We start from the raw sequence: 26,553 nt of genomic DNA, 5'->3' as shown, positions 1-26,553 counted from the left end.
CTCAGCGCAAGACCAGGGTTTGAGTGACGTCGCGTGGGTAGTCTCGCCGTATGGACCTCGCCCCGGCACCGGATCGGCGCGGCCGCGGCGTGCTCATCATCCGCAACGCGGCGTCGGGCACGGCGGTCGTCCGGGCCGACCCCGCCGGCACCTTCGCCGAGCGACTGCCCGACGCGGTCGTGCACGAGCTGGCGGAGGGCGAGGACCTCGCGGACGTCGTCTCCGAGGCGATGAAGACGGATGCCGCACCCGACGTGCTCGGGATCTACGGCGGCGACGGATCCGTCTCGCGCATGGCGCACCTCGCCCGCACGTACGATCGCCCGCTCCTCGCGATGCCCGGCGGGACGTTCAACCACTTCGTGCGCGCGCTCGGCGTCGACAGCGTCGACGCCGCCATCGACGCGTACGAGGCGGGCTCCACCGTCGAGGTCGGTGTCGCGGACGCGACGGCCGACGACGACCAGCCGCTGACCGTGCTGAACGTCGTGTCGGTCGGCGCCTACCCCGAGCTGATCGAGGAGCGGGAGCGCCGCACCAGTCTCGGCAAGTGGATCGGCGGCGTCGTCGCGACCGCGGCGGCGCTTCGTCGTGCCGAGCCGCTCACGATCGTGCGCGACGGACGCCGGGCGCGCGTGTGGTCGGTGTTCGTGAGCGTCGGGCGCAATGACCCGGAGCGCGTCGCCACGATGCAGCGGCAGGAGGCCGAGACGGGCGTCCTCGACATCCGCATCCACCATGCCCGCGGGTCGAAGGTCCGCGCTCTCGCCTCGCTCGCGTTCGGCAAGCGCACGGCCGCCGTGCTGCGGGTCGTGCGCTTGTTCCCGCGCGACGAGGATGTCGAGCGGCTCGTGGTGCGGGAGCTCGAGCTGCAGGTGCGGCCCGAGCCGGGGCATCCGTCCGTCTTCGTCCACGACGGCGAACTCGAGCAGCGCGCTCCGGGTGGCTTCAGCCTCCGCTGCGCCGCCCACCCGGCGGCGGTGACGGTGTTCGCGCCGCAGCCATCGGACTCCTGAGCCGCACGCCTGCTTCGCCGAACCCACCCCTCATCGCCGAACCCACCCTCAAGGTGCGACCACCCTTATCGCCGAACCCACCCCTCATCGCCGAACCCACCCCTCGAGGCGCGACCACCCTTATCGCCGAACCCACCCCTCATCGCCGAACCCACCCCTTGCGGGGGCACGAAACGGGTGGGTTCGCCCGGAAAGGGTGGGTTCGGCGGACGGAGGCGGGGCTTCAGTCGTGCTGCGGGAAGCCCAGGTTGATGCCGCCGTGCGACGGGTCGAGCCAGCGCGAGGTGATCGCCTTCTCGGCGGTGAAGAACTCGAAGCCGTGCGGGCCGTAGGCCTTGGCGTCTCCGAAGAGCGACGCCTTCCAGCCGCCGAACGAGTGGTACGCCACAGGCACGGGGATCGGCACGTTGATGCCGATCATGCCGACCGTCGCCTCGCGCTGGAAGCGCCGGGCGGCGCCGCCGTCGTTGGTGAAGATCGCTGTGCCGTTGCCGTAGCGGCTGGCGTTGATGATGCCGAGGCCCTCCTCGTAGCCCTCGACGCGCACGACCGAGAGCACCGGTCCGAAGATCTCATCGGTGTAGACGGTCGACGACGTGGGCACGTTGTCGATCAGGGTCGGCCCGAGCCAGAAGCCGTTCTCGTCGCCGTCGATCTCGACGTCGCGTCCGTCGACCACGACCGAGGCGCCGTCGGTGCCGGCGACATCGATGTATGACGTGACCTTGTCGCGGTGCTGGCCCGTGATGAGCGGGCCCATGTCGCAGCCCCGGGTGCCGTCGCCGACCTTCAGGCCCCCCATGCGCTCGGCGACCTTGGCGACGAACTCGTCGGCCACGGAGTCGACGGCGAGCACGACCGAGATGGCCATGCAGCGCTCGCCGGCCGAGCCGAAGCCGGCGTTGACGGCTGCGTCGGCGGCGAGGTCGAGGTCGGCGTCGGGCAGCACCAGCATGTGGTTCTTGGCACCGCCCAGGGCTTGCACGCGCTTGCCGTTCGCGGTGGCGGTCTCGTACACGTACTTCGCGATCGGCGTCGAGCCGACGAACGAGATCGCGCGAACATCGGGGTGCTCGAGGAGCGCGTCGACGGCCTCCTTGTCACCGTGCACGACGTTGAACACGCCGTCGGGCAGCCCCGCCTCGGTGAGGAGGCCCGCGAGCCAGTTCGCGGCCGTCGGGTCCTTCTCGGAGGGCTTGAGCACCACGGCGTTGCCGGCGGCGAGCGCGATGGAGAAGAACCACAGCGGGACCATCGCGGGGAAGTTGAACGGGCTGATGATGCCCACCACGCCGAGCGGCTGCCGCAGCGTGTAGACATCGATGTCGGTCGAGACGTTCTCGCTGTACGCGCCCTTGGTGAGGTGCCCCACGCCGCACGCGAACTCGACGACCTCCATGCCGCGGGCGATCTCGCCGCGGGCGTCGGAGAGCACCTTGCCGTGCTCGGCCGTCAGGATCTCAGCCAGCTCCTCCTTGCGGGCGTTGAGCAGCTCTCGGAACGCGAACAGCACGGCCTGACGCTTGGCGATCGACGCGTCGCGCCACTGCAGCCACGCCGCGGACGCGGCATCCACCACCTGTCCGACGTCTTCGCGCGACGCGAACCGCACCTCTTTCTGGACCGTTCCCAGCGCGGGATTGAACACCTGTCCGGTGCGCTCGGACGTCCCCGCCCACGGCGCGCCGCCGACCCAGTGATCCAGAACCGCCGTCTCGGTGCGCGGCAGGGTGTCAGTCATCGTGTTCCTCCTTCGGAAGCCCTCCTCGTGAGAGGGCGTGCACGTGTCACGCGAGGTCGCCTTCGACCTTCGTCAGAGCTTCATCGTAAATCGACATCGCCTCCTGCACCTCCCCGTCGGTGACCACGCAGGGTGGCACGACGTGGATGCGGTTCTCCGCGGCGAACGGCAGCAGGCCACGCGAGGTCAGCTCCTTCTTGAGCCGGCCGATGACGTCGGCGCCGACCGGTTCGCGGGTGTCGCGGTCCGAGACGAGGTCGAGCGCCCAGAACACGCCCTCGCCCCGCACCTCGCCGATGAGCGGATGCTTCTCTGCCAGCTCCGCGAGCCCGGGGCCGATGGCGTCTTCGCCGACCCGGCGCGCGTTCTCGACGATGCCCTCCGACTCCATCGCGTCGATCGAGGCGACGATGGATGCCGCGGCCAGCGGATGCCCGGAATACGTGAGTCCGCCGGGGAACACCCGGTCGTCGAACGTCGACGAGATCTCGGGCGAGATGATGACGCCGCCCACCGGCACGTAGCCGGAGTTCACGCCCTTGGCGAAGGTGATCAGGTCGGGCACGACGTCATAGCCCTGGAACGCGAACCATCGGCCGGTGCGGCCGAAGCCCGCCATGACCTCGTCGAGGATCAGGACGATCCCGTACTTGTCGGCCAGCGCCCGCACTCCTGCGAGGTAGCCGGGAGGCGGCAGCATGATGCCGGCCGTGCCGGGGACGGACTCCAGCAGCAGCGCAGCGATCGTGTCGGACCCCTCGGACTGGATGACCCGCTCCAGGTGGTGAAGGGCGCGCTCCGACTCCTCCTCGGGCGTCGTCGCCCAGAACTCGGTGCGGTACAGGAAGGGCCCGAAGAAGTGGACGTGTCCGCGGGCGTACTGGTTCGGCATCCGTCGCCAGTCGCCCGTCGCGACGATCGCCGCGCCCGTGTTCCCGTGGTACGAGCGGTACGTCGACAGCACCGTGTCGCGGTCGGTGTGGAGTCGTGCCATGCGGATGGCGTTCTCGATCGCGTCGGCGCCGCCGTTGGTGAAGAACACCTTCGCGAAGCGGTCGGGAGCCTTGTCGAGGATGCGCTGGGCGGCCAGCCCGCGGTGGAGGTTGGCCGTGGCGGGGCCGATGGTCGCGAGCCGCTCCGCCTGCTCGCGGATGGCGCTGACGACGGCGGGATGCTGGTGCCCGATGTTCACGTTGACCAGCTGGCTCGAGAAGTCCAGCATGCGGTTGCCGGCGTGATCCCACACGACGGTTCCCGAGCCGCCGGCGATCACGGGGAGGTCCAGGCCCGCCTGCGCGGACCACGAGTGGAACACGTGCGTCCGGTCGAGTTCCTTGGCGCGGGCGTCGAGGTCTTCGCTCATGCGGCCACGTTGCTCGTTCCGGAGCGGCGGGTCAAGGGCGTTTCGTCCGTCGTCGGCTCGCAGACGGCCGGACTGTCCGGCACGGCCGCTCCCACGCAGCCGGACCCAGAGCGCACGTACTGCAGCCAGATCGCCGGATCCGGTGCAGTCCCTGCGCTCTCGACCGGCGGGAGGGGGTCAGGCGGTGATCCCCCCGAGGGCCTGCGGAAGGCGGCGCTCGAAGTCGAGGAGGCCGACCCAGGTGGGGCGGATGCCGATGCGCGCCATCCTCAGCCCGGGCTGATCCGCCTCGCTGAGGAAGCGCTCCGCCTGCGCGCCGCCGACGTGGCGACGCATCGCGGCCGCGTACTCCGGTATCAGGCCCTCCACATCGGTGACGGTCGCCGTCCCCCGGATCTGGAGCACGCGGGGTGGGAACCCCTCCGTGTCGATCGTCACCGCCACGCGCGGGCGAGCCCGCATCGCCTTGATCTTGTACCCGCCGGCGTACGTGCCGAGGACCAGCTCGTCGCCGGTCCACAGGAAGTGCGTCGGGAAGACGCGAGGATCGCCGTCATGGCCGGTGAAAGCGACGCGGGCGGGGATGCGCGAGTCGAGCAGCTCCTGCGCCAGAGCGGTCTGAAGAAGGCGGAGATCACCCTGCGCGAGAGATGACGCGTCGGCGGCGGGCGCGGCGGCGGGCGTGCGTGTCCGATCGGGAGCGGCGGTCACGGTGTCACCTCGGGCCGCACGTCCACGGCGCCTCCCCATTCGAACTCCGGCCAGCCCTGGGTGAGGGCGACCGCACCCTCGATGTCGTCGACGTCGACGACGGTGAAGCCGAAGTCGCCCGGGGGTGTGCTGTCGACCGTGGCGCGACCGATGCGGCGATGATCCCCGAGCGCGATCGTCATGACGTGCTCGGGCCGATCGCGCAACTGGTCCAGCCAGGCCCAGAGTCGCTCGACATTCTCGGCTGCCCGCTCGGCGGGGACGGTGCCCGGCTTGTACTGCAAGGCGACGCGCATGGCCGCTCCTTCCACTTGGGTTTTGAAAGTGGTTTGAGCGTAGATGTACTACTCTGATATCGCAAGTGGTGTGGAGGTGGAGATGATCGAACAGCCGCGATCCCGGTGTCCGGTCAACCTGAGCGTCGAACTGGTCGGCGACCGGTGGACGCTGCTCGTGCTCCGCGACATCCTGTTCGCGGGCCGGGAGACGTTCAACGCGCTGCAGGAGCACTCCGAAGAGGGCATCGCCACGAGCGTTCTGGCCGACCGGCTCCGGCGGCTCGTCGACGGGGGAGTCCTCATCCGCGAGGCGGATCCGGCGCACAAGCAGAAGGTCCTGTACCGGCCGACGCCGAAGGGGTTGGACCTCGTGCCCGTCCTCTCGGCCCTGGCGGCGTTCGCCGCACAGCACCTCGATCCCGACCCCGATCTGGTGCGGCGGATCGACCCCGCCGACATCCACGCCACGCGCGCGGGCGGGTGAGACCGCCCCGCCGCGCGACCTGCGCCCCACGCGCAGGCTCGACGCGGGGCTTCCGTGCACAGCCGCCGCGCACGCGAGCGGCCTCCCCGCCGAGGCGAGGAGGCCGCTTCGTCAGAGGGGTCTACTGACCGCCCTCCTGCAGCTCGACGTCGATGGGGGAGAAGCCCTCGCCCGTGACGTCGACGCCCTCCTCCTCCAGTTCGTCGAGCGCCTGCTGGATGTACTCGTTGCTCCAGGCGGTCGCCGGCGGCTCTTCGGTGATGAGGTGCGCGCCGGTCTCGTTGACCGCCGCCAGCGCGCCGTCGACGGTCTGCTGCCACGCGGCCTCGTCGATGATGCCGATGCCCCCGGCCGAAGGCCAGATCAGCTTGTTCGTCTCGTTCATCATCCACAGTTCGTGGCTCGGACCCCAGCCGGAGCCCTGACCGAGCGTGATGTCGGCGGCGTCCTCCGGGTTGTCGCGCGCGAACGCCCAGCCCTTGACGACGGCCTTGAGGAACTTGACGGCCGTCTCGGCGTACGCGTCGTCGGACTCGAGTCGCTCGGTGTCGGCCCAGATCGCGTCCTGCAGCATCGCACCCGTGGTGTCGTCCTGGTAGCTGATGACGTTGAAGTCCTCGGGCTGGTACAGCTCCTCGGTCTCGGGGTTCACCGTCTCGAGCAGCTGGGCGTACTCGTTGTAGGTCATCGCCTGGGCTGCGTCGATGTCGCCCTGCAGGAAGGCGTTCATGTTGAAGTCCTGCGTGATGATCTGCACCGTGGTGGAGTCCAGGCCCTCCGCGGCCATCGCCGCGAAGATCTCCCACTCGTTGCCGAAGCCCCACGAGCCGATCTTCTTGCCCTCGAAGTCGGCGACCGATTCGATGCCCGAGTCGGCCCACGACACCTGGAGTGTGCCGGAGCGCTGGAAGATCTGCGCGATGTCGGTCAGGTTGGCGCCGGCCTCGATCGAGCCGAGCACCTTCGGCACCCACGCGATGGCGAAGTCGACATCGCCGTTGGCCAGTGCGTCCTGCGGAACGATGTCGCCGCCGGAGGGGATGATCTCGACCTCCAGGCCCTCCTCTTCGAAGAAGCCCTGGTCCACCGCTGCGAAGTAGCCCGCGAACTGCGCCTGCGGCAGCCACTGCAGCTGGAGCTTCACCTCCGTCAGGTCGCCGGAGTCGCCCCCGTCGGCGTCGTCGGGGGAGTCGGTGCCGCCTCCGCCGGCGCAGCCGGCGAGAAGGAGGGCGGCCGACAGTGCGAAGGCGCCGGCCGCGAAGCCGCGACGTGTGCTGTGCTTCATGTCATTCCTTTCGATGTGGTGCTGCGATGGTGCTGGGCCGGCCTCGCGACGCGAGGACGGATGGGCCGGGGCGTCTCATGACGCGCCGCCGGTCGGGATGCGGCGCAGCACGAGCCTCTCGAGCAGCGCCGTGGCCAGATAGAAGACGAGGCCGAGGGCGATCGCCGCGGCGACGTAGGCCCACGCCCGGGCGTACGCGCTCGTGGCCGCCGACGTCGAGATGAAGCTGCCGAGCCCGCCACGGGGACCGCCGAAGTACTCGGCGACGAGGGCCGAGATCACCGCGAGCGAGGAGGCGATCCGGATGCCGGTCATGAGGTACGGCACGGCCGTCGGGAGCGTCACGGTGCGGAACTCCTGGGCGCCGGACGCGGCGTAGCTGCGCATGAGGTCGCGATGGACGGGCCGGGTCTGACGCAGCCCGCGCAGGGTGTTGACGAACACCGGAACGAACGCAGCCAGCGCGGCGATCGCCTGGCGGCCGAACTGGCTGTCGGCGCCGAACATCGAGTTGAGCACCGGCGCGAGCGCGACGATCGGCACGACCGCGATCGCCGCGACGATGGGCGCAGACATCCCGTCGACCGCCCGCCATCGCGCGGCCAGCGCGGCGAGCAGGATCGCGAGAACGGTTCCGACGACGAGACCGACGAGGGCGTTGGTCCCGGTCACCAGGGTGGCCTGCAGGATCGCGGGCCAGAACTCGACGAACTCCTCGGCGATCGCCGCGGGGCTGGGGAGGAGGTAGTCCGAGACGCCGACGACGCTCACGAGAAACTGCCAGAGCGCCAGGCCCAGCAGCCCCACCGCGATCGGTGCGATCACGCGCAGCCGGCGCTCGGTGGCGGGACTCCATCCGCCGCCGTGCCGCCGGGTGGTCGCGGTCGTCATCGCGCCTCCCGTCCCCCGGGCGCGACGGGCGAGCCGTGGAGCGCCTCGCGCACGGCGGTCACCCGGTCGAAGAAGACCGGCGCCTCGCGTAGCGACTCGTCGCGCGCGACATCCGCTCCGAATCCTGTCTCGATCACCGTCGTGATCCGGCCCGGCCGGGGCGACATGACGACGACCCGGTCCGACAGGAACACCGCCTCGGGGATCGAGTGGGTGACGAACACGACGGCAGCCCCCGTCTCGGCGGCGATGCGCGAGAGCTCCGTCTGCATGCGCTCGCGGGTCATCTCGTCGAGCGCGCCGAACGGCTCGTCCATGAGCAGCAGCCGTGGTCGCTCGGCGAGCGCCCGTGCGATCGCCACGCGCTGCTGCATGCCGCCCGACAGCTGGTCGGGATAGCGGTCGGCGAAGTCCGACAGCCCGACCAGCTCCGCGAGCTCAGCGACGCGCACCGTCCGCTCGGCGGCGCCGACGCGGTGCAGCTCGAGGGGCAGGCCGATGTTGGCGGCGACCGTCCGCCAGGGCAGGAGCCCCGCCTGCTGGAACGCGATGCCGTAGTCCTGGTCGCGCCGTGCGCGGTCGGCGGGCTTGCCGAAGACCTCGATCGTGCCCGCGCTGGGGGCGTCGAGGTCGGCGATCAGCCTCATCAGCGTCGACTTGCCACACCCCGACGGGCCGATGAGCGACACGAACTCGCCCTCCGCGACCTCGAGGTCGACTGTGTCGAGCGCGCGCACCTCACCCGCCTTCGACGGGAAGGTCTTGGAGACCCCTCTCGCCGACACCGCCGTGGTCGTCGCCCCGCTCACATCCGCCATCACGCCGCCTCTCCGCGTCGGTAGTCCTTGAGGATCCAGCCCAGGAATGCGATCGACCCCGCCGCGACGAGCCCGAGCGCGATCGCGCCGAAGATGGGCGCCCACGCCTTCGCCGGGTCGCCCGAGGCCTGCCCGGCGAACTGGATGAGCAGCCGGCCGATGCCGCCCTGCAGTCCCGTCGACACCTCGGCCACGACGGCGCCGATCACCGCGTTGGCCGCGCCGAGGCGCAGCGCCGGGAGGAGGTACGGGACGGATGCCGGAGCCCGCAGGCGCAGCAGGGTCGGCCAGTAGCCCGCCGCGTAGGTGTGCATGAGCTCGACGTGCATGCGATCCGGTGACTGCAAGCCGCGGAGCGCCCCCACGGCGATCGGGAAGAACGCCAGGTACGACGCGATGAGGGCGACCGACATCCAGTCCTGCCACTCGAAGCCGCCGATCTCGATCCGCGAGCCCCAGCTCTTGACGATGGGGGCGAAGGCGATGAGCGGCACCGTCTGGCTGAGGATGATCCACGGGAGGAGCCCCCACTCCGCCAGCCGCCACCGCTGCATCACGAGGGCGAGCGCGATGCCCACCACGACGCCGACGATCCAGCCGACCGCGGCGATGCCGAGGGTCGTCAGCCCCGCGAGTGCGACGGCGGCCCACAGCGGCGGGGATCCCTCCTGGCGGGTGACCGGCTCGAGCAGCCGCGCCGCCATGTCCCACACGTGCGGCATCGCGAGGTCGGTGGTGCGAGGGAGGATGCGCAGCCCGCCGACCACGACGCCGCCCTCCGGCGCGAGCAGCTTGTACAGCTCCCACACCGCGATGAGGACGCCGAGGCCGACCGCGCCCCAGATCCAGGCGCGCGCCGACCGGGCCCTGCGTCGCGGCCGCGGGGCGCGCGACGGACGAGCGGGGTCGCCGGGCGCCGGCGGCGGCTGCTCCGCCGGTGGAGCCTCGGCTGCGTGGTCGAGCGTCATGCCTTCGCCGTGACGTGGGTCTGCAGGGCCGGGATGACCGTCTCGCCGTAGACCCGGAGGGTCTCCTCCTTGTTGTCGTGCTGGAGGTAGCCGGCGAACTGGGTGACCCCCAGCTCGCGAAGCTGCTCGAGTTTGGCGATGTGGTCGGATGCCGAGCCCAGGATGCAGAAGCGGTCGACGATGTCGTCGGGAACGAAGTCGACGTGGTCGTTCTCGGCCCTGCCGTGGGTGTTGTAGTCGTAGCCCTGGCGGCGCTCGATGTAGTCGGTGAGCGCCTCGGGCACGCCTTCGCCGTGGTGGCCGTACTTCGCCACGATGTCGGCGACGTGGTTGCCGACCATCCCGCCGAACCAGCGGCACTGGTCGCGCATGTGGTCCCAGTCCTCGCCGATGTACATCGGCGCCGCCACGCAGAAGGCGAGCGACTCGGGGTCCCGCCCGGCGGCGGCCGCGGCATCCTTCACCGTCTTGATCATCCACGCGGCGATGTCGACGTCGGCGAGCTGCAGGATGAATCCGTCGCCCACCTCGCCGGTGAGCTTCAGGGCCATCGGCCCGTACGCGGCGACCCACACGTCCAGCTGCGACCCGCGGCTCCACGGGAACTGCAGGGTCGAGCCCTTGTACTCGACGGGCCGGGAGTTCGCGAGCTCGCGGATCACGTGGATCGACTCGCGCAGCTCCGCCATGGTCGTGGGCTTGCCGTTGGTGACCCGCACCGCCGAGTCGCCGCGGCCGATCCCGCAGATGGTGCGGTTGCCGTACATCTCGTTGAGCGTGGCGAAGACGGATGCCGTGACCGTCCAGTCCCGCGTCGCGGGGTTCGTGACGAACGGGCCGACCGTCACCCGATTCGTCTCGGCGAGGATCGCCGAGTGGATGACGTACGGCTCCTCCCACAAGAGGTGCGAGTCGAACGTCCACACGTGGCTGAACCCGTGGGCCTCCGCCAGCTTGGCCAGCTGCACCGTGCGCGCGGCGGGCGGGTTCGTCTGCAGGACGACACCGAAGTCCATCAGCGCTCTCCCCTCACTTTCATGTCCCGATCTCGGGTCTTCGTGTCCCACTTTCCGCTGCTTGCGAGAGGCCTTGCGGCCGAAAGTGGGACATGGGATGCCTCGACCTGAGCCTCCACCTCAGATGAGGTACTGCGAGAGGCCGCGCTTGAGGAAACGGCCGTCGCCCTTGGCGCCGAGGTACTGGCCGCCGTCCACGACGACCTTCCCCCGCGAGATCACCGTGTCGACGTGCCCGTCGATCTCGAACCCCTCCCACGCGGAGTGATCCATGTTCATGTGGTGGGAGGCCGCCGAGATGGTCGTGTGCCCGTTCGGGTCGTAGACCACCACGTCGCCGTCGGCGCCCGGCTGGATCACGCCCTTGCGGCCGTACAGGCCGAACATCCGCGCCGGCGTCGTCGAGGTGAGCTCGACCCAGCGCTCCAGCGTGATCTTGCCGGTGACGACGCCTTGGTACATGAGGTCCATCCGGTGCTCCACCGAGCCGATGCCGTTCGGGATCGCCCGGAAGTCGTCGAGGCCGAGCTCCTTCTGGCCCTTCATGCAGAAGGGGCAGTGGTCGGTGGAGACCATCTGGATGTCGTTGGTGCGCAGAGCCTGCCACATGTGGTGCTGGTGGCCCTCCTTGCGGCTGCGCAGCGGCGTCGAGCACACCCACTTGGCACCTTCGAACTGGCCCCATTCCTCGCTGAACGCGCCGAGCTGCTCCTCGAGCGACAGGTAGAGGTACTGCGGACAGGTCTCGCCGAAGACGTTCCATCCCTGGTCGCGCGCCCAGGCGATCTGGTCGACGGCCTGCTTGGCGCTCACGTGCACCGTGTACAGCGGCGCGCCGGTGAGGTTCGCGAGCATGATCGCGCGGTGCGTGGCCTCTTCCTCCATCTGCCACGCGCGGGCGATGCCGTGGTAGTACGGCGCCTTCTTGCCGGCCTCTGCCAGCTGGGCGGCGAGCACGTCGATCGCCGGGCCGTTCTCGGCGTGCATCATCGTGAGCAGCCCGGTCTCGGCCGACACCTGCATCGCCTTCAGGACCTGTGCGTCGTCGGAGTAGAACACGCCCGGGTAGGCCATGAACAGCTTGAAGCTCGAGACGCCTTCGTCCAGCAGCCCCCGCATCGCGGCGAGCGAGTCGTCGTCGACCCCGCCCACGATCTGATGGAAGCCGTAGTCGATCGCGCAGTTGCCGGCGGCCTTCTCGTGCCACGCGGCCAGGCCGTCCTGCACGCGCTCGCCGTAGCGCTGCACGGCGAAGTCGATGATCGACGTCGTGCCGCCCCACGCGGCCGCCCGCGTCCCCGTCTCGAACGTGTCCGACGCGTTGGTGCCGCCGAAGGGCAGCTCCATGTGAGTGTGCGCGTCGATGCCGCCGGGGATCACGTACTTGCCGGTGGCGTCGATGACGGTGTCGACGGATGCCGCGACATCCGTCCCGAGAAGCTGCGCGCCGGGCGCCAGCACGGCCGCGATCGTCTCGCCGTCGATGAGCACGTCCGCCTCGCCGCGTCCCGTCGCCGAGACGACCGTGCCGCCCTTGATGAGTGTCGTTGTCATTGCTGCGTCTCTCTCCGGTTCTCGACCGCTGCTGTTTCCTGCGAGCGCTGCGCCGGGCGACGGCGCCGTCGCAGGTAACTGCAGCGCTCGCGCATCGACATGGTCCGCATAGCCGTCACGGCTTCGCGATCTTCGTGTACGAGTCCGGCCGGCGGTCGCGGTAGAACTGCCAGTCGTCGCGCATCTCGAGCACCATGTTCAGGTCGAGGTCGCGCACCAGCAGCTCCTCGCTGTCGCCCGAGCCGCGCTCGCCGACGAAGTTTCCGCGCGGGTCGATCACCTGGCTCGTGCCGTAGAAGTCGACGGCCAGTTCGCCGTACTCGTTGTCCTCGCGGCCGACCCGGTTGGGCTGCAGCACGAAGTAGCCGTTGGCGACCGCTGCGGCCGGCCCCTCGACCTCCCACAGCCGGTTGGACAGGCCGGGCTTCGTCGCGTTCGGGTTGAAGACGATGTGCGCGTCGTTGAGGCCGAGCTCACGCCACCCCTCGGGGAAGTGCCGGTCGTAGCAGATGTACATCCCGACGCGTCCGACCGCGGTCTCGAAGACCGGGTAGCCGAGGTTGCCGGGACGGAAGTAGAACTTCTCCCAGAACCGGTCGAGGTGGGGGAGGTGGTGCTTGCGGTACTTGCCGAGGATCGTGCCGTCGGCGTCGACGAGCACCGCGGTGTTGTAGTAGACGCCGGTCTCGGCCTCTTCGTAGATGGGGAGCACCATCACCACGCCGAGCTCCTTGGCCAGGGCCGCGAACCGCTGCACGATGGGCCCCTCCGCCGACTCGGCGAAGCGGTAGTACTTCTTGTCCTGCGTGATCCCGAAGTAGGGGCCGTAGAACAGCTCCTGGAAGCACACCACCTGCGCACCCTGGGCTGCGGCATCCCGCGCGAACCCCTCGTGCTTGTCGAGCATCGACTCCTTGTCGCCCGTCCAGGTGGTCTGCGAAATCGCCGCGCGTACCGTCGTCATCGTCTCTCCGTTCGTGAACCGGCGTCGCCGTGTTCGTCCGTCCCTCGGGCGGGACCAGCGGGGTCCGATCGATGGGAGCAGCCCCGCTTCCCGATCTTGTCGATCCGACGTTTCCCGTCGGTTTCGGCCTGTGACGCGACAGTAAAGCCTCGTTCGAGGCGGCGCAATGGTCGGCTGGGCCGACCTTATGGATACATCGCGCGGCGGATGCGGCATCCGTCGCGAATACAGCGGGAGACGGATGCCCCGCCACGCCCTCTCCCGTAACGTGAAACGGTGTTCCGCCCCCTGAAGACCCACCAGATCGTGGTCGACGTCTCACTGGGCGTGGCGTTCTTCCTGATCGCGTGGCCGATCGAGCAGATCGTGACCGGCGCCACCGGATACGGCGCACCGCTGCAGGGCTGGCTGGAGGCGGTGCAGGCGCTGCTCATCGCCCTCGTCTTCGGTGCCGCCCTCGCCGTGCGGCGGCTGTCGCCCGGGCTCGCGCTGGGGCTGGCATGGGCGGGCGCGGTGCTGCAGATGGGCTTCGGAAGGCCGCCGAGCTTCGCCGACATAGCGATCTTCGCCGTGCTGTACACCACGGCCGCGTACGGCGGGCAGCGGGTGTACTGGGCGGGGTTCGCCTCGGCGCTGGTGGGCGCGCTCGTGATCACGGTGTACCTGATGGCCGGGCCGGTCTTCGCCGGTGGCGGGCTGACGTGGCAGACCCTGCCGCTGGCGCTCGTGATGCTCGTCGCCGCGGCCTTCGCGCTCGGCCTGTCGTGGACGACCGGCGCCCTGGTGCGCACGGCGGTGCGGGCGCGCGAGAACCGCGACGCGCAGCAGCGCGCCGAGGCGGAGGCCGCCGCCGAGCAGGAGCGCGTGCGCATCGCGCGCGACATGCACGACGTCGTCGCCCATTCGCTCGCGGTCGTCGTCGCGCAGGCCGACGGCGCGCGGTATGCCGCGGCCGCGGATCCTGCGGTGGCGACCGAGGCGCTGGCCACGATCTCGACCACCGCGCGCGCGGCGCTCGCCGATGTGCGTCTGCTCCTCGGCCAGCTGCGGCATCGGCAGGGCGACGGCCCGCAGCCCACCCTCGCCGACCTCGAGGAGCTGTACGCCCAGGTGCGCGCGGCGGGGGTTCAGTTGCGCGTCGACGTCGATCCGGCACCACCCGGAGAGCCGCCCGCCGCGGTGCAGCTCGCGGTCTACCGCATCCTGCAGGAGGCGTTCACGAACGCCCTGCGACACGGTGCTCCCGGCGGTCCGGTCGACGTGCGGCTGGCGTGGCTGCCCGACCGCGTCGAGCTCTCCGTGCGCAACCCCGTGGCGCCGGGCGCCGCCCCGCACGGCCGGCCCGGGCATGGGCTCATCGGCATGCGCGAGCGCGCCCAGCTGGCGGGCGGCCGCTTCGACGCCTCGGAGGAGTCCGGCTCGTTCGCGGTGAGCGCCTCGATCCCGATCGGGAGCACGGCATGAGTCGATCCGTGCGCAGAATCGGATCCGCTCGAGCGGACCGGCAGGACGGCACGCCGGGGTGTTGCCGGGCGATCCCGGCGTGTCGCGTCCGACGCCCGCACCTGCGGATCCGATTCTGTGCGCAGGAGGTCGAACAGTGATCCGCGTCGCCCTGGTGGACGATCAGGCGCTCTTCCGCGCCGGGATCCGCATGCTCGTCGACTCGCAGCCCGACCTCGAGGTGGTGGCCGAGGCCGCCGACGGCCGCGAGGCGATCGACGCCGTGCGCCACGCGCGGCCCGACGTCGTCCTCATGGACATCCGCATGCCGGTGATGGACGGGCTCGCCGCCACCGCCGAGCTGCTCGGCGACCCCGATCCTCCGCGCATCGTGATGCTCACGACGTTCGACCTCGACGAGGCGGCGGCGCGCGCGATCCGGCAGGGCGCGAGCGGGTTCCTCCTCAAGGACGCCGACCCCGAGTTCCTCCTCGCGGCGATCCGGACGGTGCATTCGGGATCCGCCGTGATCGCGGCATCCGCCACCCGCGATCTCTTCGAGAGATTCACGGATGCCGGTCCCCGGCCGGTCCCTCCCGCCTACGCCGAGCTCACCGAGCGCGAGCGGGAGATCTTCGCGCTCGCCGCGCGGGGCCTCTCGAACGCCGAGATCGCAGCGCGCGAGTTCCTCTCGGAGGCCACCGTCAAGACCCACATCAGCCGGATCCTCACGAAGCTCGCGCTGCGCGACCGGGTGCAGCTCGTGGTGTTCGCCTTCGAGCACGGCCTCGCGTAGCGTCAGCGCCCTTCGAGCACGGCCTCGCGTACGTCAGCGGTCAGCGCCCTTCGAGGGCCGCCCGGTGCGCGGCGTACTTCCGCCGGCCGATCCAGCGCCACGCGAGGCGTCCCGGAGCGGGCATGCGCTTGTGCAGCCACTCGTCGCCGCCGTCGGGCTGGGCGGCGAGGATCTCGCCGAGCTGCTGCCAGGTCTGCCCCTTCGGGATGGACTTGCGCCCGTGCTCGGAGAACCAGTGCACCTCCGCCTCGGTGATCGTGTGCTCCATGACGGGCACGATGTTGGTCTCCTCGTCGGGAAGGTGCACCGCCATGGCGTCGTTGACGCCGGCGAGGGCCGACAGCACGGGTGCGGCATCCGTCGACGTCGCGGAGTTCCGCCACGCGGGCAGCGCGCGATCGAGCGCGGTCAGGTGCACGAGCAGCTCGGCGTGCTGGGCCTTCATCCGCTCGACGTGCGCCGCGCACGAGGGCGCCCGCTCGTCGAGCGCGGGCCACAGCCGCTCGTCCTCGCCCTCGTGGTGGGCGTGCAGGCCCAGCGACAGGGTCTCGAGCTGGGTCGCGACCGCCGCGGCGTGGGCGGTGTCGCCCTCGCTCACCCGGCGCACGAGGTCGGGCCCCTCGCCGAATCCGCGCTTGAAGAGGCGATGGATCTCGATCATCCCGCTCCCGTCGCACGTCTTCGGGCCGCTGGGCAGGTCGCCGCTGGGCGGCAGTGGCGTGGCGGGCATCGGGTCTCCTCGTCATCGTGGGCCTGCCGGAACCCTAGACCCCGCGCGCACGCCGTGCCAGAGCCCGCCGCACCCGCTATGCGCTCCCTCCTCGGAGCCCGGAGGAGGAATCCGCGCGGCGGAGATCATCCTCGGGATGTAGGCGGGATGCCTCTGCCGGGCGACGCGCGCGACAGCGCGCGGTTCCTAGCGTCGAAGGCATGGAACTCTCATCGACCGACCTGGGCCTGGCCGCCCGGGTGCAGCAGCTCATCAAGACCTACGGCACCGGCGAGAGCACGGTGCACGCGCTGGACGGCGTGAGCGTCGGCATCCGCCGCGGCGAGTTCACCGCGATCATGGGGCCGTCGGGCTCGGGCAAGTCGACGCTCATGCACATCATGGCGGGGCTCGACGCGCCGAGCTCGGGTCGCGCGTGGATCGGCGACACCGACATCACCGGGCTCTCCGACCTCGAGCTCACGATCCTCCGGCGCCGTCGCGTCGGGTTCGTGTTCCAGGCCTTCAACCTCGTGCCCACGCTCGACGCGCTCGGCAACATCCTGCTGCCGTTCGACCTCGACGGGCGCCGGCCGACGGCCCTCGAGCGCTCCCGCATCGACGGGCTCGTGGGGCGCCTGGGCCTCACGAGCCGACTGAACCACCGCCCGCACCAGCTGTCGGGCGGGCAGCAGCAGCGGGTGGCGATCGCGCGGGCGCTCGCCACCGCCCCCGACCTGGTGTTCGCCGACGAGCCGACCGGCAACCTCGACTCGCGCTCGGGCCGCGAGGTGCTCGCGCTTCTCGCCGCCGCCAGCCGCGAGCAGGGCCAGTCGATCGCGATGGTGACCCACGACCCGGTGGCAGCCTCCCACGCCGACCGCGTGCTGTTCCTCGGCGACGGGCGCATCGTCGCCGACAAGCCGCGCCAGAGCGCGGAGGAGATCTCGGCCTACATGCTCGCGTCCGAGCTCGGCGCCGGTGCGCCGGAGCAGCGACCGCTCGGCGCCGCCGCCCCCGCCCCCGCGACGTCGGTCGTCGAGGTGGCGTCGTGAGCCCTGTCGTGGAGGCGGGACGGATGCCGCAGCCCGCGGCATCCGGAACCGCCGCGCGGAGCGGGACCGCACCCCTCGGCTGGCTCCGCGAGCGGGGGATGGGGGCGAGCATCCTGGTCGCGGCGATCTCGAGCGCGTTCGGCGCGATCCTGCTGAGCGCGACCGGGTTCATCGCGGCCGTGCTGCGCGCCGACCCCTTCATCGGCGACAGCGGCACGCTCGCCGCGGTACTCGCGATCATGAGCTTCCTGCTCATCGGCGTCGCGGTGTACGTCGCATCCATCGTCACCACCAACACGTTCGCCACGGTCATCGCCGGTCGCACGCGGCGCATCGCCCTCCTGCGCCTCATCGGGGCGTCCGCGCGCTCGCAGCGCACCGAGGTCGCGCGTCAGGGGCTCGTCGTCGGCGTCATCGGCGCGGTGCTCGGGCTCGTCGGCGGCACGCTCGCCTCGTGGGCGGGGGTCGGGCTGGCGACCGCCCTGCTCGGCATCGAAGGCGTCGACTACGCCGTCGTCCAGCCGGTGCTCGTGCTGCCGGCGCTCGTCGTCGCGCTGACCACGTGGGCTGCGGCCTGGGCGGGTTCGCGACGCGTGCTCACGGTGACGCCGCTGCAGGCGCTCGGCGGCTCGGTCGAGGCATCCCACGACGCCTTCATCCGCCGGGGAGCGCGCAACGGCGCCGCCGTCACGCTCTTCGCGATCGGGGGCGCGCTGCTGGCCGGCGGGATCGCGATCGGCCTGGTGTCGCCGCTCGGGGTGATCGTCGCCTTCTTCGGCGGCATCTTCTCGTTCACCGGACTCGCCCTCGGCGCCACGCTCGTGATGCCGCCGGTGCTGCGCCTCGTCGGCCGTTGGTTCGGCTCGTCGGCGACGGCGCGACTGGCCGCCGAGAACGCGCTGCGCTACCCCGAGCGTTCGAGCCGCATGGCGATCGGCGTGGTGATGGGGGTCACGCTCGTGACGATGTTCGCCGTCGCGCTCGAGACGGTGAAGGCCGTGCTGACGGCGTCGGCGGGCGGCGAGGCCCCCGCCGAGCTCACGACGCTGCTCGACACGTTCGCCGGCATCATGATGGGCCTGGTCGCGGTCTCGGCCGTCATCGCGGCCGTGGGGCTGGTCAACCTCCTCACGATCGGCGTCGTGCAGCGCCGCCGCGAGCTCGGGCTGCTGCGGGCGCTGGGCGTGTCGACGGGGCAGGTGCGGCGGATGGTCCTGTTCGAGGCCGCGCACATCACCGTCGCCGCGACCGTCACCGGGCTGGCGCTGGGCATCGCCTACGGGTGGGCGGGCGCCCAGTCGCTGCTGGGTGCCGTGCCGATGCCGCCGTCGTTCTCGGCGCCGACGCTCGTGGCGCCCGCGGTTCCGTGGATCCCGGTGGCGATCATCGTGATCGCGACGGCCCTGCTCACGCTCGTCGCGGCCGTCGTCCCGACGCGCTTGGCGACGCGGGTCGCTCCGGTCGAGGCGCTCGCCGACTGAGAGGCCGATGACGGGACGGATGCCGCGGCGACTGGCTTCGCGCCGCGGCATCCGTTCGTCGTCCTCATTGGTCGAAGGACGGGAGCGAGACGATGTCGGCATCGCCGTGGTGTGCGCCGTTTCGTCTCGCTCGTTCCTCGCTCGCGCAACGACCGGGGGGTTCTCGTTCGTTGAGCGAGCGGAGCGAGACGAAAACGCCGGAGACGCCGTGGTGTGCGCGCTCGCCGCGACCACTCAGGGGCCGGGGGGAGCGAACGGGACGAGGCGGAACGGTCCGTGGGCGGCGTCGGCCTCGAGCTCGAGCCACGCCTCACCGCCGTCCAGATCGTCCGTGGAGTAGAGGTCGCCGACCTCGCGGAGCGCGGTGACCAGCTGCTGCTTCGGCACGGCGTTGTCGGCCTTGCCGTGGACCCCCTCCCGCGTCGACATGACGGCCGCGAGCCGGGCGTCGGAGCTGCGCTCTCGCCAGAGGTCATGGAGCGACCGCGGGGTCGCGTTGCGGCTGCCATGATGGCCGACCTTGTACAGGTCGACGTCGGCGAGGCGGCGGCGCAGCTGCGGCTCGGCGTCCAGTCGATCGAGGGTGTGCTGCCAGTTCTCGATCTGCGCGTCGCCCGGAAACAGCATCGACACCCCCTCGACCTCCAGCAGCAGGATGACGCTGGTGTTGTTGAGGGCGTCGTCGAGATCGCGTACGAGCCGCGCGACCGAGTGCGAGCGCTGGTTCGCGAGGCGGTCGATGAGCCAGTGCACGGGGCCCGCGCCGTACGAGACCTGCGCCGCGGCGCCTCCGGGGTCGGCTGCCGAGCCGACCACCCGCAGCGACGCGCCGAGCCCGGTGAGCCAGTACTCGGGATCGTCCTTGCGCTGCTTCGCGACGCGCGGATCCTGCTCCACCGTCGGCGGGCCGAGCACCGTCGCCCGGAGCCCGGGGATCACCGCCTCGATGCCCGAGTCCATCCCCGCGTAGAGGTACCGACCGCGGTCGCCGCGCGAGAGCTCGTCGAGAAGTCCCACCGCCTCGGCGTTCTTCAGCTGCTCGGCGGCGGCGGCCTTGACGTCGTCGTCGAGGCCGACGAGCCCGCTCAGCTTCGCAACGTGCTCCTGGGCCTGCGCCAGCAGCGCCGCGTGCCGCACCGACGCGCGGCTGAGCCCGTTCGGCGGCTCCGCCGGTGCGACCCCGGGTCCGTCCGCGGTGGCCGGCAGCGCCGGGTCTTCGGTCCACGACCGCAGCACGAGCTTCGGCGCGAGCCTTCTCATGATCTCCGCGCCGGCGTCGACGCCGAACCCGCCGAGATGGTCGCGGTGACGGTGCGTGACCACCAGCACATCGAGCAGGCCGCCGGTGTGCTGCTCGATGAGAGCGGCGACGTCGCCCATGGCGCCGTCCGCCCGGCCATCGCGCGGCGGGTGGCTCGTGCCGTAGTCGATGAGGACGTGCCGCTCTGCGCGGCCGTCGTCGAGCGGGCCGTCGTACTCGATCGACACCAGGAAGCAGTCGCCGAAGCCCACCTGGTACATGCGGACGCGGACGCGGATTGGAGCGCTCACCATTCCTCCCCGACGCTCTGCTGGGTCCGGTGCAGCTCGGCGAACGTCTGCCCGCGCGCCGCGCCGTCGGAGAAGCCCAGGCGCTGCTTCGCGTCGAGCCGGCCGGTGCGCGCGAGGTGATCGATTCGCCGCTGCTGGCGGCGCCAGTCGTCGAGGCGCTTGTGGATGTGCAGCTTGAGACGGCCGAACTGGTCGAAGATCAGCGTGCCGCCGCCGAACAGCTGCAGGACCGTCTCGGGAGCGATCGCCGGCGAGAGCTGGAGACCTGACCGCTCGGCGAACTCGCGGGCGGTCAGCTCGGCCATCTGCACGTAGGTGGCGACGGACTCGGGCACGATCAGGCCGTCCGGTCCGATCCGCTGCGTCGGCAGCACCGATTCGATCACCGTGTAGTAGTCGGTGTCGACGTCGAGCCGGCGGGCGTTCTGCCACAGGAAGCGGAACACCTCGTCGCGGTCGCTGCGCAGCCCTGCGAAGTTGATGCCGAGATAGTGCGGCGCCAGCTCGGACTTCAGCACGTCGGTGACGCGGGCGGTGCTGCGCTGGATGCCGGCCTTCCTGAATCCTTCGCAGAGCAGCGTGCGGTAGCCCAGGTCGTCGTCGGGCGCGACCTCGTGGTCGGCCAGGAGCACCGCGTTGAGCAGATCGCCGAAGTCGAACTCGACCGGCGGCAGGTAGTCGAGACCCCTGATCAGCATCGTGAGCAGCTGGGTCGCCGCCTTGGCGCCCTCCTCGGCGGCCCGCGCGCGGTCCACCGTGACCCCGCGGCCTCGCGGCGCCTCCGCATTCGGGCCCCAGAACAGCGCCTGAAGCCGCTTGTCCCAGATCGAGATGAGCAGGTCGAATGCGATCGCCACGAGCACCTCGCCGCGGCGGTGGGGTTCGAGGAAGTCGGTGCGCCTCGCCCAGTCGTCCGGCGGGGGCTTGAGCGCAGACTCGCGCAGCGCCCCGCGCCCCTGGGTCAGGACGCTGCCGACCTGCTCGGCGACGCGGGCGAGCATGTTCGCCTTCAACGTCTTGGGCTGCACGCGGCTGCGGGGGATGCGCCCGCTCCTGTCGGGCACGCCGAGCGCCTGCTCGATCACCGGCCGCATCGAGAACACCGACAGGAGGGCGACGATGTCGGCGAAGCCTTCGTGGAACGCCGCCTGATCCGGCAGGCTCGGCTCGAGGAACCTGCCGCGCAGACCGTCGAGCACCGCGTGCGTCGTCTCGTGCACCACCACGTCGTGGCTGAGGCATGTGTAGACCGTCGCGCCGCGCGGGTCGGGCGGGGGCACGTACCCGAACAGCAGCGCGTGGTCTTCGAACGAGTAGTAGGCGTTCGCCTCGGGGAAGGCGTGCGGCACGAGGAACAGGTGATGGCTCCGGAAGCCCCACGGCAGCCGCCGGCCCAGCGCCGTCTCGAAGAGGGCGAGCGTGCGGGCGGCCGTCGCATAGACGTGCTGCGCGTGGAATGCCTTGTCGGTGCGCAGCACCTCGTCGTCGGCGCTCGCGTAGAGGTCCTCCTTCCCGAGCGCCTCGTGCTTGATGTACCGGCCGGTGGCCGTGTCGTAGTCGACCACGTGCAGGCGCGCGCCGCGGGGGCCGTCCTCCATGCGCGACCAGGGCACCTTGACCTGGGCGGTGAGGATCCTGCCGTCGTCGCCGCTGACGGTCGGATCCTGGGCGATGAGGCGCAGCGTGACATGCGTGCGCGGCTCGTCTGCCGGCTCCGCGTACTCGACCCCGTCCGTCATGTCACACCCCCAGAGTGCTCAGTCCCACAATGCAGCGACTTGCCCCGCTCTGGTAGAGGGGTGCCACGCGCGCGTGATACCCGGATGCCGCCCGCGCAAGGGGGTGTCGCGTGCGGGCGACGCCGTGCAGGCTGGCCGCATGCAGATCGAGATCGTGGAGCACGAACCGCCCTACCGCGTCGGCGTGATCATCGGGAGCCTGTCGCGAGAGTCCGTCAACCGCCGCCTCGCGGACGCGCTGGAGCGCCTCGCCCCGAAGGAGCTCGAGTTCTTCGAGATCCCCTACGCCGACCTGCCGCTGTACAACCGCGACCTGGACGGGGACTACCCGCAGACGGCGATCGACTTCAAGAAGGCGGTGGACTCGGCCGACGCCGTGCTCTTCGTCACGCCCGAGTACAACCGGTCGATCCCCGGACCGCTGAAGAACGCGATCGACTGGGGCAGCCGGCCCTACGGCGACAGCGCCTGGGAGGACAAGCCCACCGGCGTCATCGGCGGGTCGCCGGGCAAGATCGGCACGGCCGTCGGCCAGCAGACGCTGCGCAGCACGCTGAGCTACCTCAACGCGCGCCAGATGACCTCGCCGGAGGCGTACATCCAGATCACGCCGGGGCTGATCGACGACGAGGGTCGGGTCACCGACTCCGAGACCGAGGAATTCCTCCGCCTCTTCATGCGCAGGTTCCTCGAGTACACGGCGCGGGTGCTGACCGTCATCCCGCAGGAGTGACGATGACGGATGCCGCGGCCCGCGGCATCCGTCTCACTCCCCGCTCTGCGGCTCGGGCTCGTGAGCCCAGGTGGGCGCGAGCGCACGCACGCGCGCGGCGCGCCACTGCCAGACGCCCCACAGCACGGGCCACAGAAGTGGTGCCGTCGGACCGCCGATGACCAGGCGGTCGCGCCACAGCGTCTTGCCGGGCTCGCCCGGCGCGGGTGAGACGGCCATCTGGTGGTCCCACACGTCGAGGCTCGCGAGCGGTCCCGTCAGCGGGATGCCGCTGTCGCGGAAGATGCGCACGCTGCCGCCGGCCTCGTCGACCGACCGCTCGCTCACGTGGATGAGCTGCCGGCCCATCGGCACGGCGCCGAAGGCCGAGAGCTGCACGGGCACGTCGTCGCCTGGCGTCCACGAGGTGGGCAGCCCTCTCGGCACGAGCGGCGCCAGGTCCATCAGCGGGCCGTAGAGCTCGGCCACCGCCCGCGGGGAGTGCAGGGCCCGCCACGCGGCGTCGGCGTCGCAGTCGATCACGAACTTCAGCAGGATCCGCATGCGCTCCAGTGTCGCACTCGCCCTCGCGCGGGATCCGGGGGTTGCGCCGGTGCGGTGCTCCCCGTACGCAGGCTCCGGGCCCCAGGCCCCCAGGCCCCAGGCCCCAGGCCCCAGGCCCCAGGCCCCAGGCCCCAGGCCCCAGGCCCCAGGCCCCAGGCCCCAGGCCCCAGTCGCAGGGTGCCCAGAGCCCGTGCTCTCTCCCAGCGCCCACGATCTGAGCGGTTCCGACCACGGGCGCTCGGTGCGAGCACGGGCTATCGGCAGAGGAGAGGGGTGCGACCGCGTGGACACGAGCACGACGATTCCGGATGCCGCGGCCTACGCTGGACGGATGCCCGAGAGTCCGTTCGACCAGCACCGCTACCAAGTCCGGCACGACTGGGGCATCTACGGGCTGCGGCGCCTCGCCCCCGCCGATGTGGTCGTGGTCGTGGACGTGCTGCGGTTCTCGACGACGGTCACCGACGCGCTCGCGCGCGGCGAGAGCGTGGGGCTGGATGCTGCCGCGCACGCGGTGTCCATCAACGGCGCGGCCCTGGCCGACGCCGCCGGCGACTCGCCCGCCGTCGTGCTGCTGGGGTGCCTCCGCAACGCCGCGGCCGTCGCGCGCGCCGTGCTGGCCATCCAGCATGAGCGCGCCGCGCGGACGAGCATCGCGGTGATCGCCGCCGGGGAGCTCGCCGGTCGCGATCCCGGCGCGCCGCTGCGGTTCGCGATCGAGGACCAGCTCGGCGCCGGGGCGATCATCGACGCGCTCGGCGCCCTCGGCATCGACCACACCTCGCCGGAGGCGGCCGCGGCGTGTGAGTCGTTCCGCGGTCTGCGAGGCGCCCTGCGCCATCTGCTCACGGCCAGCGGCTCGGGGCAGGAGCTTCTGCTCCGTCAGGACCCGCAATCTGGGAGCGGGCGCGACGAGGTGCTCAACGCGGCCGCGGTGGATGCGGCATCCGTCGTCCCGGTCCTGCGAGACGGCGTCTTCGTCGCGTACTGAGCCGGCCCCGGCTCTTCGACCGCGCGGACCTGCCCGCCGCTCCTGAGCCGCGCGGGCTCGTCAGTCGCGCGGGGTCATCGCCGCCAGGCGCGTCGCGCGGCTGATCTCGCGGCGGGTCCACGTGAAGGCGTGGCGCTCGTCGAAGCGAGGAGCGCACTTCGCGCACGAGGTGGGACGGGTCGCCTTGCGGTGCCGGTAGGCGACATGCCCCGCGGGGCACACGCCGATCCATGGCGCGAGCTCGGTGGCCGTCTCGCCGTCATGCGTGGTGCCGCCGACGTAGCCGAGCTCGTGTGCCACCGCCTTCCACCGCGCGCCGTGCCCGGCCCGGGGACCCGCGAGTGCGTGCGCGACCTCGTGCAGCAGCGTCTGATGGTTCGTGTCGTCGTCGTACCGCGCCGCGAGGTACCGCGAGACGCTGATGCGCTTGCGCGTGTAGTCGCACAGCCCCGCGCGGCGCTTGGCGTTGTCGAACGCGAAGCTCCACGAGGGGTCGAGGTGGGCGGCGATCAGGGCTTCGGCCCAGTGCCGCACGCGATGCAGTTCCGACATGGCGTGAGACTAGAACGTATCTCCGACACTCAGTCCATCGAGACGGCTCAGCTCGCGACGGCCGCGGCGCGCCGCCGGTCGGCCGCGTCGATGGCGAGGAGCGTCGACTCGAGCTGGTCCTCGGTGGCGCCGGACTCCTGGCGCAGGAACAGCGCGCGCTTGAAGTCCTTGCGGGCGGACTCGTAGTCGCCCGCGTCGAAGTGGACCTTGCCTCGATGCTGGTACGCGAAGGCGCCGATGCCGGCCCAGCCCTGCCCGTCGGCCTCTTCGGCGCACGTCGTGAGCTCCTGCTCGGCCGCCGCGTAGGCGCCGCGGGCCTGCAGCACGGTGGCGTGGAGGATGCGGGCTCGAAGCAGGTCCTTGCGGGTGCCGGCCATGCGCGCGACGCGCACCGACTGCTCCGAGATCACCAGGGCGTCCTCGGCGCGGTCGAGCACCTTGAGCAGCCACACGCGCTCGAGCAGGGCCGGAAGGCTCCGCTGCTCGCCGATCTCTTCGAGCCGCTCCCTGCACTGGCCGGGATTCACCTGCTCGCGAAGAGTGTCGGGGTCGTACCCGCGGATGTAGCTCACGTCAGCATCTCCCTTCGCCGCGCCGATGGCTCTACCAGTGTGCCGGTCGCTTCGGCGCTCGCCGCCGTGCCACGCCGGGCTGCGGCATCCGTCGCCTGCCCATCTCCGTCGACCAACCGCGTTCTCGCCGAACGACCACGTCCTCGACGCCCAGGACGGGGTCTCTCGACCAGGACGCGGATTCTCGACAGAGCATGCGAATTCGGCGAGGACGCGGGGCGGGATTCTCGGCGGGTACGCGGCGGAGTCAGCGGGTGAAGACGGATGCCGAGGGCTTCGGCGACGGCGTCGCGTCGGCGTCGGTGGCCACCCGCGCGCCGCGCGCGAAGTCGTCGACCTCGCGGCCCTCCGCGACCTTGGCGGGGTGGGGCCCGGCCGCCATGAGCCGCGGCAGCCACTCGGTCGGCAGGGGCGCGCGGGAGGCCGCGATCACGAGGTTGCCGAAGCGGCGTCCCTTCAGCGTCTGCACCTCGGCGAGCACGATGACGTGCTCGAGCACCGCCTGCACCGTCGCGACCTCGCGGCGGGCGAACGCCAGGCCCGACCCGTCGGCGACGTTGACCAGCAGCACGCCGTCGGGCGCGAGGAACCGCGCGGCCTCGGTGAAGAACTCGACGGTGGTCAGATGCGCCGGCGTCTGGGCGCCCGAGTAGACGTCCGACACGACGAGGTCGGCCGCCCCGACCAGTCCGGCGGGGAGGCGGCCCAGGGCCTCGCGCGCATCGCCGAGCCGCACCCGGATCGAGGCGCCGCGGGGGAGCGGCAGGTTCTCGCGCACGAGATCCCACAGCGCCGGCTCGAGCTCGACGACCTGCTGACGCGACCCCGGCCGGGTGGCCTCGATGTAGCGGGGGATCGTCAGGGCGCCCGCGCCGAGGTGGATCGCGGTCAGCGGCTGCCCCGGCATCCGCAGCCGGTCGATCACTGCCCCCATACGCGCGACGTATTCGAAATGCAGGTGCGTCGGATCGTCGAGGTCGACGTGCGACTGCGGAGTGCCGTCGACGTCGAGCTCCCAGCCGCCTCCGAACGCCGAGGACACGACACGGGCGAGCGTTCCGTCGGACAGACGGACGGAGGGGTCGGGTGCTCCCCGACCTTCTCCCCGGTTCGCTGCGCGCCCCGCCGAGCCTCCGGGCCGGGGGCCCGCCTGCCGCGCGCGTGCCATGGTCCCCACGTTAGCCGCCCCACCGCCCTCGACGAGGCCGGTTTGACACTTCTGCCCCGGGAGCGCCGTGACCGCTTCGCAGAACGCTGAGCCCGCGGCATCCGTCGCCTCCGAAACCGAATCGAGACACA

The 26,553-nt window shown here is 71.4% G+C and carries 26 protein-coding genes; 8 read left to right on the top strand and 18 right to left on the bottom strand.

Features of this window, described 5'->3' with window-relative positions:
- Positions 1-50: 50 nt before the first annotated feature.
- Entirely contained in the window at positions 51-1,016 is a 966-nt protein-coding gene (locus IM767_RS00270) for a diacylglycerol/lipid kinase family protein (protein ID WP_198425574.1), read from the top strand.
- Positions 1,017-1,239: 223 nt separating this feature from the next.
- Here the strand turns inward: IM767_RS00270 and IM767_RS00265 are convergent, their stop codons facing one another.
- From IM767_RS00265 to IM767_RS00250, 4 genes are all read right to left on the bottom strand, one after another.
- The gene (locus IM767_RS00265) at positions 1,240-2,757 is read right to left on the bottom strand and encodes a CoA-acylating methylmalonate-semialdehyde dehydrogenase (protein WP_109210537.1); all 1,518 of its coding nucleotides are present in this window, start codon (positions 2,755-2,757) and stop codon (positions 1,240-1,242) included.
- 46 nt (positions 2,758-2,803) lie between these two features.
- A complete protein-coding gene (locus tag IM767_RS00260; RefSeq protein ID WP_109210536.1) occupies positions 2,804-4,120 on the bottom strand; it encodes an aspartate aminotransferase family protein in 1,317 nt (438 codons plus the stop codon).
- A gap of 177 nt (positions 4,121-4,297) precedes the next feature.
- Positions 4,298-4,831: a pyridoxamine 5'-phosphate oxidase family protein gene (locus IM767_RS00255; protein ID WP_198425573.1), complete on the bottom strand. Its 534-nt coding sequence runs from the start codon at positions 4,829-4,831 to the stop codon at positions 4,298-4,300.
- Positions 4,828-5,127, bottom strand: a complete 300-nt coding sequence (locus tag IM767_RS00250) for a YciI family protein (protein WP_109210534.1) — start codon at positions 5,125-5,127, stop codon at positions 4,828-4,830. The genes IM767_RS00255 and IM767_RS00250 overlap by 4 nt, the downstream gene beginning before the upstream one ends.
- Positions 5,128-5,209: 82 nt before the next feature.
- On the opposite strand from IM767_RS00250, the gene IM767_RS00245 reads away from it, so the two are divergent.
- A complete protein-coding gene (locus tag IM767_RS00245; RefSeq protein WP_162564290.1) occupies positions 5,210-5,593 on the top strand; it encodes a winged helix-turn-helix transcriptional regulator in 384 nt (127 codons plus the stop codon).
- 121 nt (positions 5,594-5,714) lie between these two features.
- Here the strand turns inward: IM767_RS00245 and IM767_RS00240 are convergent, their stop codons facing one another.
- The 7 genes from IM767_RS00240 to IM767_RS00210 form a co-directional block, all read right to left on the bottom strand.
- Positions 5,715-6,878, bottom strand: a complete 1,164-nt coding sequence (locus IM767_RS00240) for an ABC transporter substrate-binding protein (RefSeq protein WP_109210532.1) — start codon at positions 6,876-6,878, stop codon at positions 5,715-5,717.
- A gap of 75 nt (positions 6,879-6,953) precedes the next feature.
- Positions 6,954-7,769 carry an ABC transporter permease gene (locus tag IM767_RS00235; protein ID WP_198425572.1) on the bottom strand — a complete coding sequence of 272 codons (816 nt, stop codon included), beginning with the start codon at positions 7,767-7,769 and terminating at the stop codon, positions 6,954-6,956.
- Positions 7,766-8,587, bottom strand: a complete 822-nt coding sequence (locus IM767_RS00230) for an ABC transporter ATP-binding protein (RefSeq protein WP_109210531.1) — start codon at positions 8,585-8,587, stop codon at positions 7,766-7,768. The genes IM767_RS00235 and IM767_RS00230 overlap by 4 nt, the downstream gene beginning before the upstream one ends.
- Entirely contained in the window at positions 8,587-9,555 is a 969-nt protein-coding gene (locus IM767_RS00225; RefSeq protein WP_109210530.1) for an ABC transporter permease, read from the bottom strand. The genes IM767_RS00230 and IM767_RS00225 overlap by 1 nt, the downstream gene beginning before the upstream one ends.
- On the bottom strand, positions 9,552-10,571 hold the full coding sequence (locus tag IM767_RS00220) for a TIGR03842 family LLM class F420-dependent oxidoreductase (protein ID WP_109210529.1): 1,020 nt from the start codon (positions 10,569-10,571) through the stop codon (positions 9,552-9,554). The genes IM767_RS00225 and IM767_RS00220 overlap by 4 nt, the downstream gene beginning before the upstream one ends.
- Before the next feature lie 120 nt (positions 10,572-10,691).
- On the bottom strand, positions 10,692-12,125 hold the full coding sequence (hydA, locus tag IM767_RS00215; RefSeq protein WP_109210528.1) for a dihydropyrimidinase: 1,434 nt from the start codon (positions 12,123-12,125) through the stop codon (positions 10,692-10,694).
- Between the two features lie 115 nt (positions 12,126-12,240).
- Positions 12,241-13,089, bottom strand: coding sequence for a nitrilase-related carbon-nitrogen hydrolase (locus IM767_RS00210; protein WP_109210527.1), 849 nt, complete (start codon positions 13,087-13,089; stop codon positions 12,241-12,243).
- Between the two features lie 276 nt (positions 13,090-13,365).
- Between IM767_RS00210 and IM767_RS00205 the strand changes: the two genes are divergently transcribed.
- Positions 13,366-14,553: a sensor histidine kinase gene (locus IM767_RS00205; protein ID WP_109210526.1), complete on the top strand. Its 1,188-nt coding sequence runs from the start codon at positions 13,366-13,368 to the stop codon at positions 14,551-14,553.
- 136 nt (positions 14,554-14,689) lie between these two features.
- Positions 14,690-15,328 carry a response regulator gene (locus IM767_RS00200; protein WP_109210525.1) on the top strand — a complete coding sequence of 213 codons (639 nt, stop codon included), beginning with the start codon at positions 14,690-14,692 and terminating at the stop codon, positions 15,326-15,328.
- 40 nt (positions 15,329-15,368) lie between these two features.
- Here IM767_RS00200 and IM767_RS00195 read toward each other — a convergent pair whose 3' ends face one another.
- Entirely contained in the window at positions 15,369-16,058 is a 690-nt protein-coding gene (locus IM767_RS00195; RefSeq protein ID WP_109210524.1) for a hemerythrin domain-containing protein, read from the bottom strand.
- Between the two features lie 200 nt (positions 16,059-16,258).
- Between IM767_RS00195 and IM767_RS00190 the strand changes: the two genes are divergently transcribed.
- Together IM767_RS00190 and IM767_RS00185 are read left to right on the top strand one after the other, a co-directional pair.
- The gene (locus IM767_RS00190) at positions 16,259-17,092 is read left to right on the top strand and encodes an ABC transporter ATP-binding protein (RefSeq protein WP_239453295.1); all 834 of its coding nucleotides are present in this window, start codon (positions 16,259-16,261) and stop codon (positions 17,090-17,092) included.
- A 23-nt stretch (positions 17,093-17,115) separates the two neighbouring features.
- Positions 17,116-18,573, top strand: a complete 1,458-nt coding sequence (locus IM767_RS00185) for an ABC transporter permease (RefSeq protein WP_109210523.1) — start codon at positions 17,116-17,118, stop codon at positions 18,571-18,573.
- Positions 18,574-18,807: 234 nt separating this feature from the next.
- Here the strand turns inward: IM767_RS00185 and IM767_RS00180 are convergent, their stop codons facing one another.
- On the bottom strand, positions 18,808-20,124 hold the full coding sequence (locus IM767_RS00180; RefSeq protein ID WP_162564289.1) for a ComEC/Rec2 family competence protein: 1,317 nt from the start codon (positions 20,122-20,124) through the stop codon (positions 18,808-18,810).
- On the bottom strand, positions 20,121-21,863 hold the full coding sequence (locus IM767_RS00175; protein ID WP_109210521.1) for a gluzincin family metallopeptidase: 1,743 nt from the start codon (positions 21,861-21,863) through the stop codon (positions 20,121-20,123). Before IM767_RS00175 ends, IM767_RS00180 begins: the two co-directional genes overlap by 4 nt.
- A 139-nt stretch (positions 21,864-22,002) precedes the next feature.
- Between IM767_RS00175 and IM767_RS00170 the strand changes: the two genes are divergently transcribed.
- Positions 22,003-22,596 carry an NADPH-dependent FMN reductase gene (locus tag IM767_RS00170; RefSeq protein ID WP_109210585.1) on the top strand — a complete coding sequence of 198 codons (594 nt, stop codon included), beginning with the start codon at positions 22,003-22,005 and terminating at the stop codon, positions 22,594-22,596.
- Positions 22,597-22,629: 33 nt separating this feature from the next.
- On the opposite strand, the gene IM767_RS00165 is transcribed toward IM767_RS00170, so the two are convergent.
- Entirely contained in the window at positions 22,630-23,139 is a 510-nt protein-coding gene (locus tag IM767_RS00165) for a hypothetical protein (RefSeq protein ID WP_109210584.1), read from the bottom strand.
- 331 nt (positions 23,140-23,470) lie between these two features.
- On the opposite strand from IM767_RS00165, the gene IM767_RS00160 reads away from it, so the two are divergent.
- Positions 23,471-24,130 (top strand): 2-phosphosulfolactate phosphatase, encoded by a 660-nt coding sequence (locus IM767_RS00160; protein ID WP_109210583.1) that lies wholly within the window; start codon positions 23,471-23,473, stop codon positions 24,128-24,130.
- A 60-nt stretch (positions 24,131-24,190) separates the two neighbouring features.
- On the opposite strand, the gene IM767_RS00155 is transcribed toward IM767_RS00160, so the two are convergent.
- From IM767_RS00155 to IM767_RS00145, 3 genes are all read right to left on the bottom strand, one after another.
- The gene (locus IM767_RS00155; RefSeq protein WP_109210520.1) at positions 24,191-24,682 is read right to left on the bottom strand and encodes a SprT-like domain-containing protein; all 492 of its coding nucleotides are present in this window, start codon (positions 24,680-24,682) and stop codon (positions 24,191-24,193) included.
- Between the two features lie 47 nt (positions 24,683-24,729).
- A complete protein-coding gene (locus tag IM767_RS00150; protein ID WP_109210519.1) occupies positions 24,730-25,254 on the bottom strand; it encodes a tetratricopeptide repeat protein in 525 nt (174 codons plus the stop codon).
- Positions 25,255-25,501: 247 nt separating this feature from the next.
- Positions 25,502-26,296, bottom strand: coding sequence for a spermidine synthase (locus IM767_RS00145; protein WP_239453294.1), 795 nt, complete (start codon positions 26,294-26,296; stop codon positions 25,502-25,504).
- Between the last annotated feature and the right edge of the window lie 257 nt (positions 26,297-26,553).

The organism is Microbacterium ureisolvens (genome assembly GCF_015278315.1).
Classification (GTDB): domain Bacteria; phylum Actinomycetota; class Actinomycetes; order Actinomycetales; family Microbacteriaceae; genus Microbacterium; species Microbacterium ureisolvens.
The sequence above is the reverse complement of the archived record's forward strand: the minus strand, read 5'-3'. Positions and strand labels throughout refer to the sequence as shown.

Coding starts and splice junctions, on each gene's coding strand:
- IM767_RS00230 (WP_109210531.1), bottom strand. CDS start 8,587: ATGGCGGATGTGAGCGGGGCGACGACCACGGCGGTGTCGGCGAGAGGG.
- hydA (WP_109210528.1), bottom strand. CDS start 12,125: ATGACAACGACACTCATCAAGGGCGGCACGGTCGTCTCGGCGACGGGA.
- IM767_RS00195 (WP_109210524.1), bottom strand. CDS start 16,058: ATGCCCGCCACGCCACTGCCGCCCAGCGGCGACCTGCCCAGCGGCCCG.
- IM767_RS00265 (WP_109210537.1), bottom strand. CDS start 2,757: ATGACTGACACCCTGCCGCGCACCGAGACGGCGGTTCTGGATCACTGG.
- IM767_RS00270 (WP_198425574.1), top strand. CDS start 51: ATGGACCTCGCCCCGGCACCGGATCGGCGCGGCCGCGGCGTGCTCATC.
- IM767_RS00160 (WP_109210583.1), top strand. CDS start 23,471: ATGCCCGAGAGTCCGTTCGACCAGCACCGCTACCAAGTCCGGCACGAC.
- IM767_RS00170 (WP_109210585.1), top strand. CDS start 22,003: ATGCAGATCGAGATCGTGGAGCACGAACCGCCCTACCGCGTCGGCGTG.
- IM767_RS00175 (WP_109210521.1), bottom strand. CDS start 21,863: ATGACGGACGGGGTCGAGTACGCGGAGCCGGCAGACGAGCCGCGCACG.
- IM767_RS00190 (WP_239453295.1), top strand. CDS start 16,259: ATGGAACTCTCATCGACCGACCTGGGCCTGGCCGCCCGGGTGCAGCAG.
- IM767_RS00155 (WP_109210520.1), bottom strand. CDS start 24,682: ATGTCGGAACTGCATCGCGTGCGGCACTGGGCCGAAGCCCTGATCGCC.
- IM767_RS00235 (WP_198425572.1), bottom strand. CDS start 7,769: ATGACGACCGCGACCACCCGGCGGCACGGCGGCGGATGGAGTCCCGCC.
- IM767_RS00240 (WP_109210532.1), bottom strand. CDS start 6,878: ATGAAGCACAGCACACGTCGCGGCTTCGCGGCCGGCGCCTTCGCACTG.
- IM767_RS00185 (WP_109210523.1), top strand. CDS start 17,116: ATGCCGCAGCCCGCGGCATCCGGAACCGCCGCGCGGAGCGGGACCGCA.
- IM767_RS00260 (WP_109210536.1), bottom strand. CDS start 4,120: ATGAGCGAAGACCTCGACGCCCGCGCCAAGGAACTCGACCGGACGCAC.
- IM767_RS00165 (WP_109210584.1), bottom strand. CDS start 23,139: ATGCGGATCCTGCTGAAGTTCGTGATCGACTGCGACGCCGACGCCGCG.
- IM767_RS00220 (WP_109210529.1), bottom strand. CDS start 10,571: ATGGACTTCGGTGTCGTCCTGCAGACGAACCCGCCCGCCGCGCGCACG.
- IM767_RS00250 (WP_109210534.1), bottom strand. CDS start 5,127: ATGCGCGTCGCCTTGCAGTACAAGCCGGGCACCGTCCCCGCCGAGCGG.
- IM767_RS00245 (WP_162564290.1), top strand. CDS start 5,210: ATGATCGAACAGCCGCGATCCCGGTGTCCGGTCAACCTGAGCGTCGAA.
- IM767_RS00225 (WP_109210530.1), bottom strand. CDS start 9,555: ATGACGCTCGACCACGCAGCCGAGGCTCCACCGGCGGAGCAGCCGCCG.
- IM767_RS00210 (WP_109210527.1), bottom strand. CDS start 13,089: ATGACGACGGTACGCGCGGCGATTTCGCAGACCACCTGGACGGGCGAC.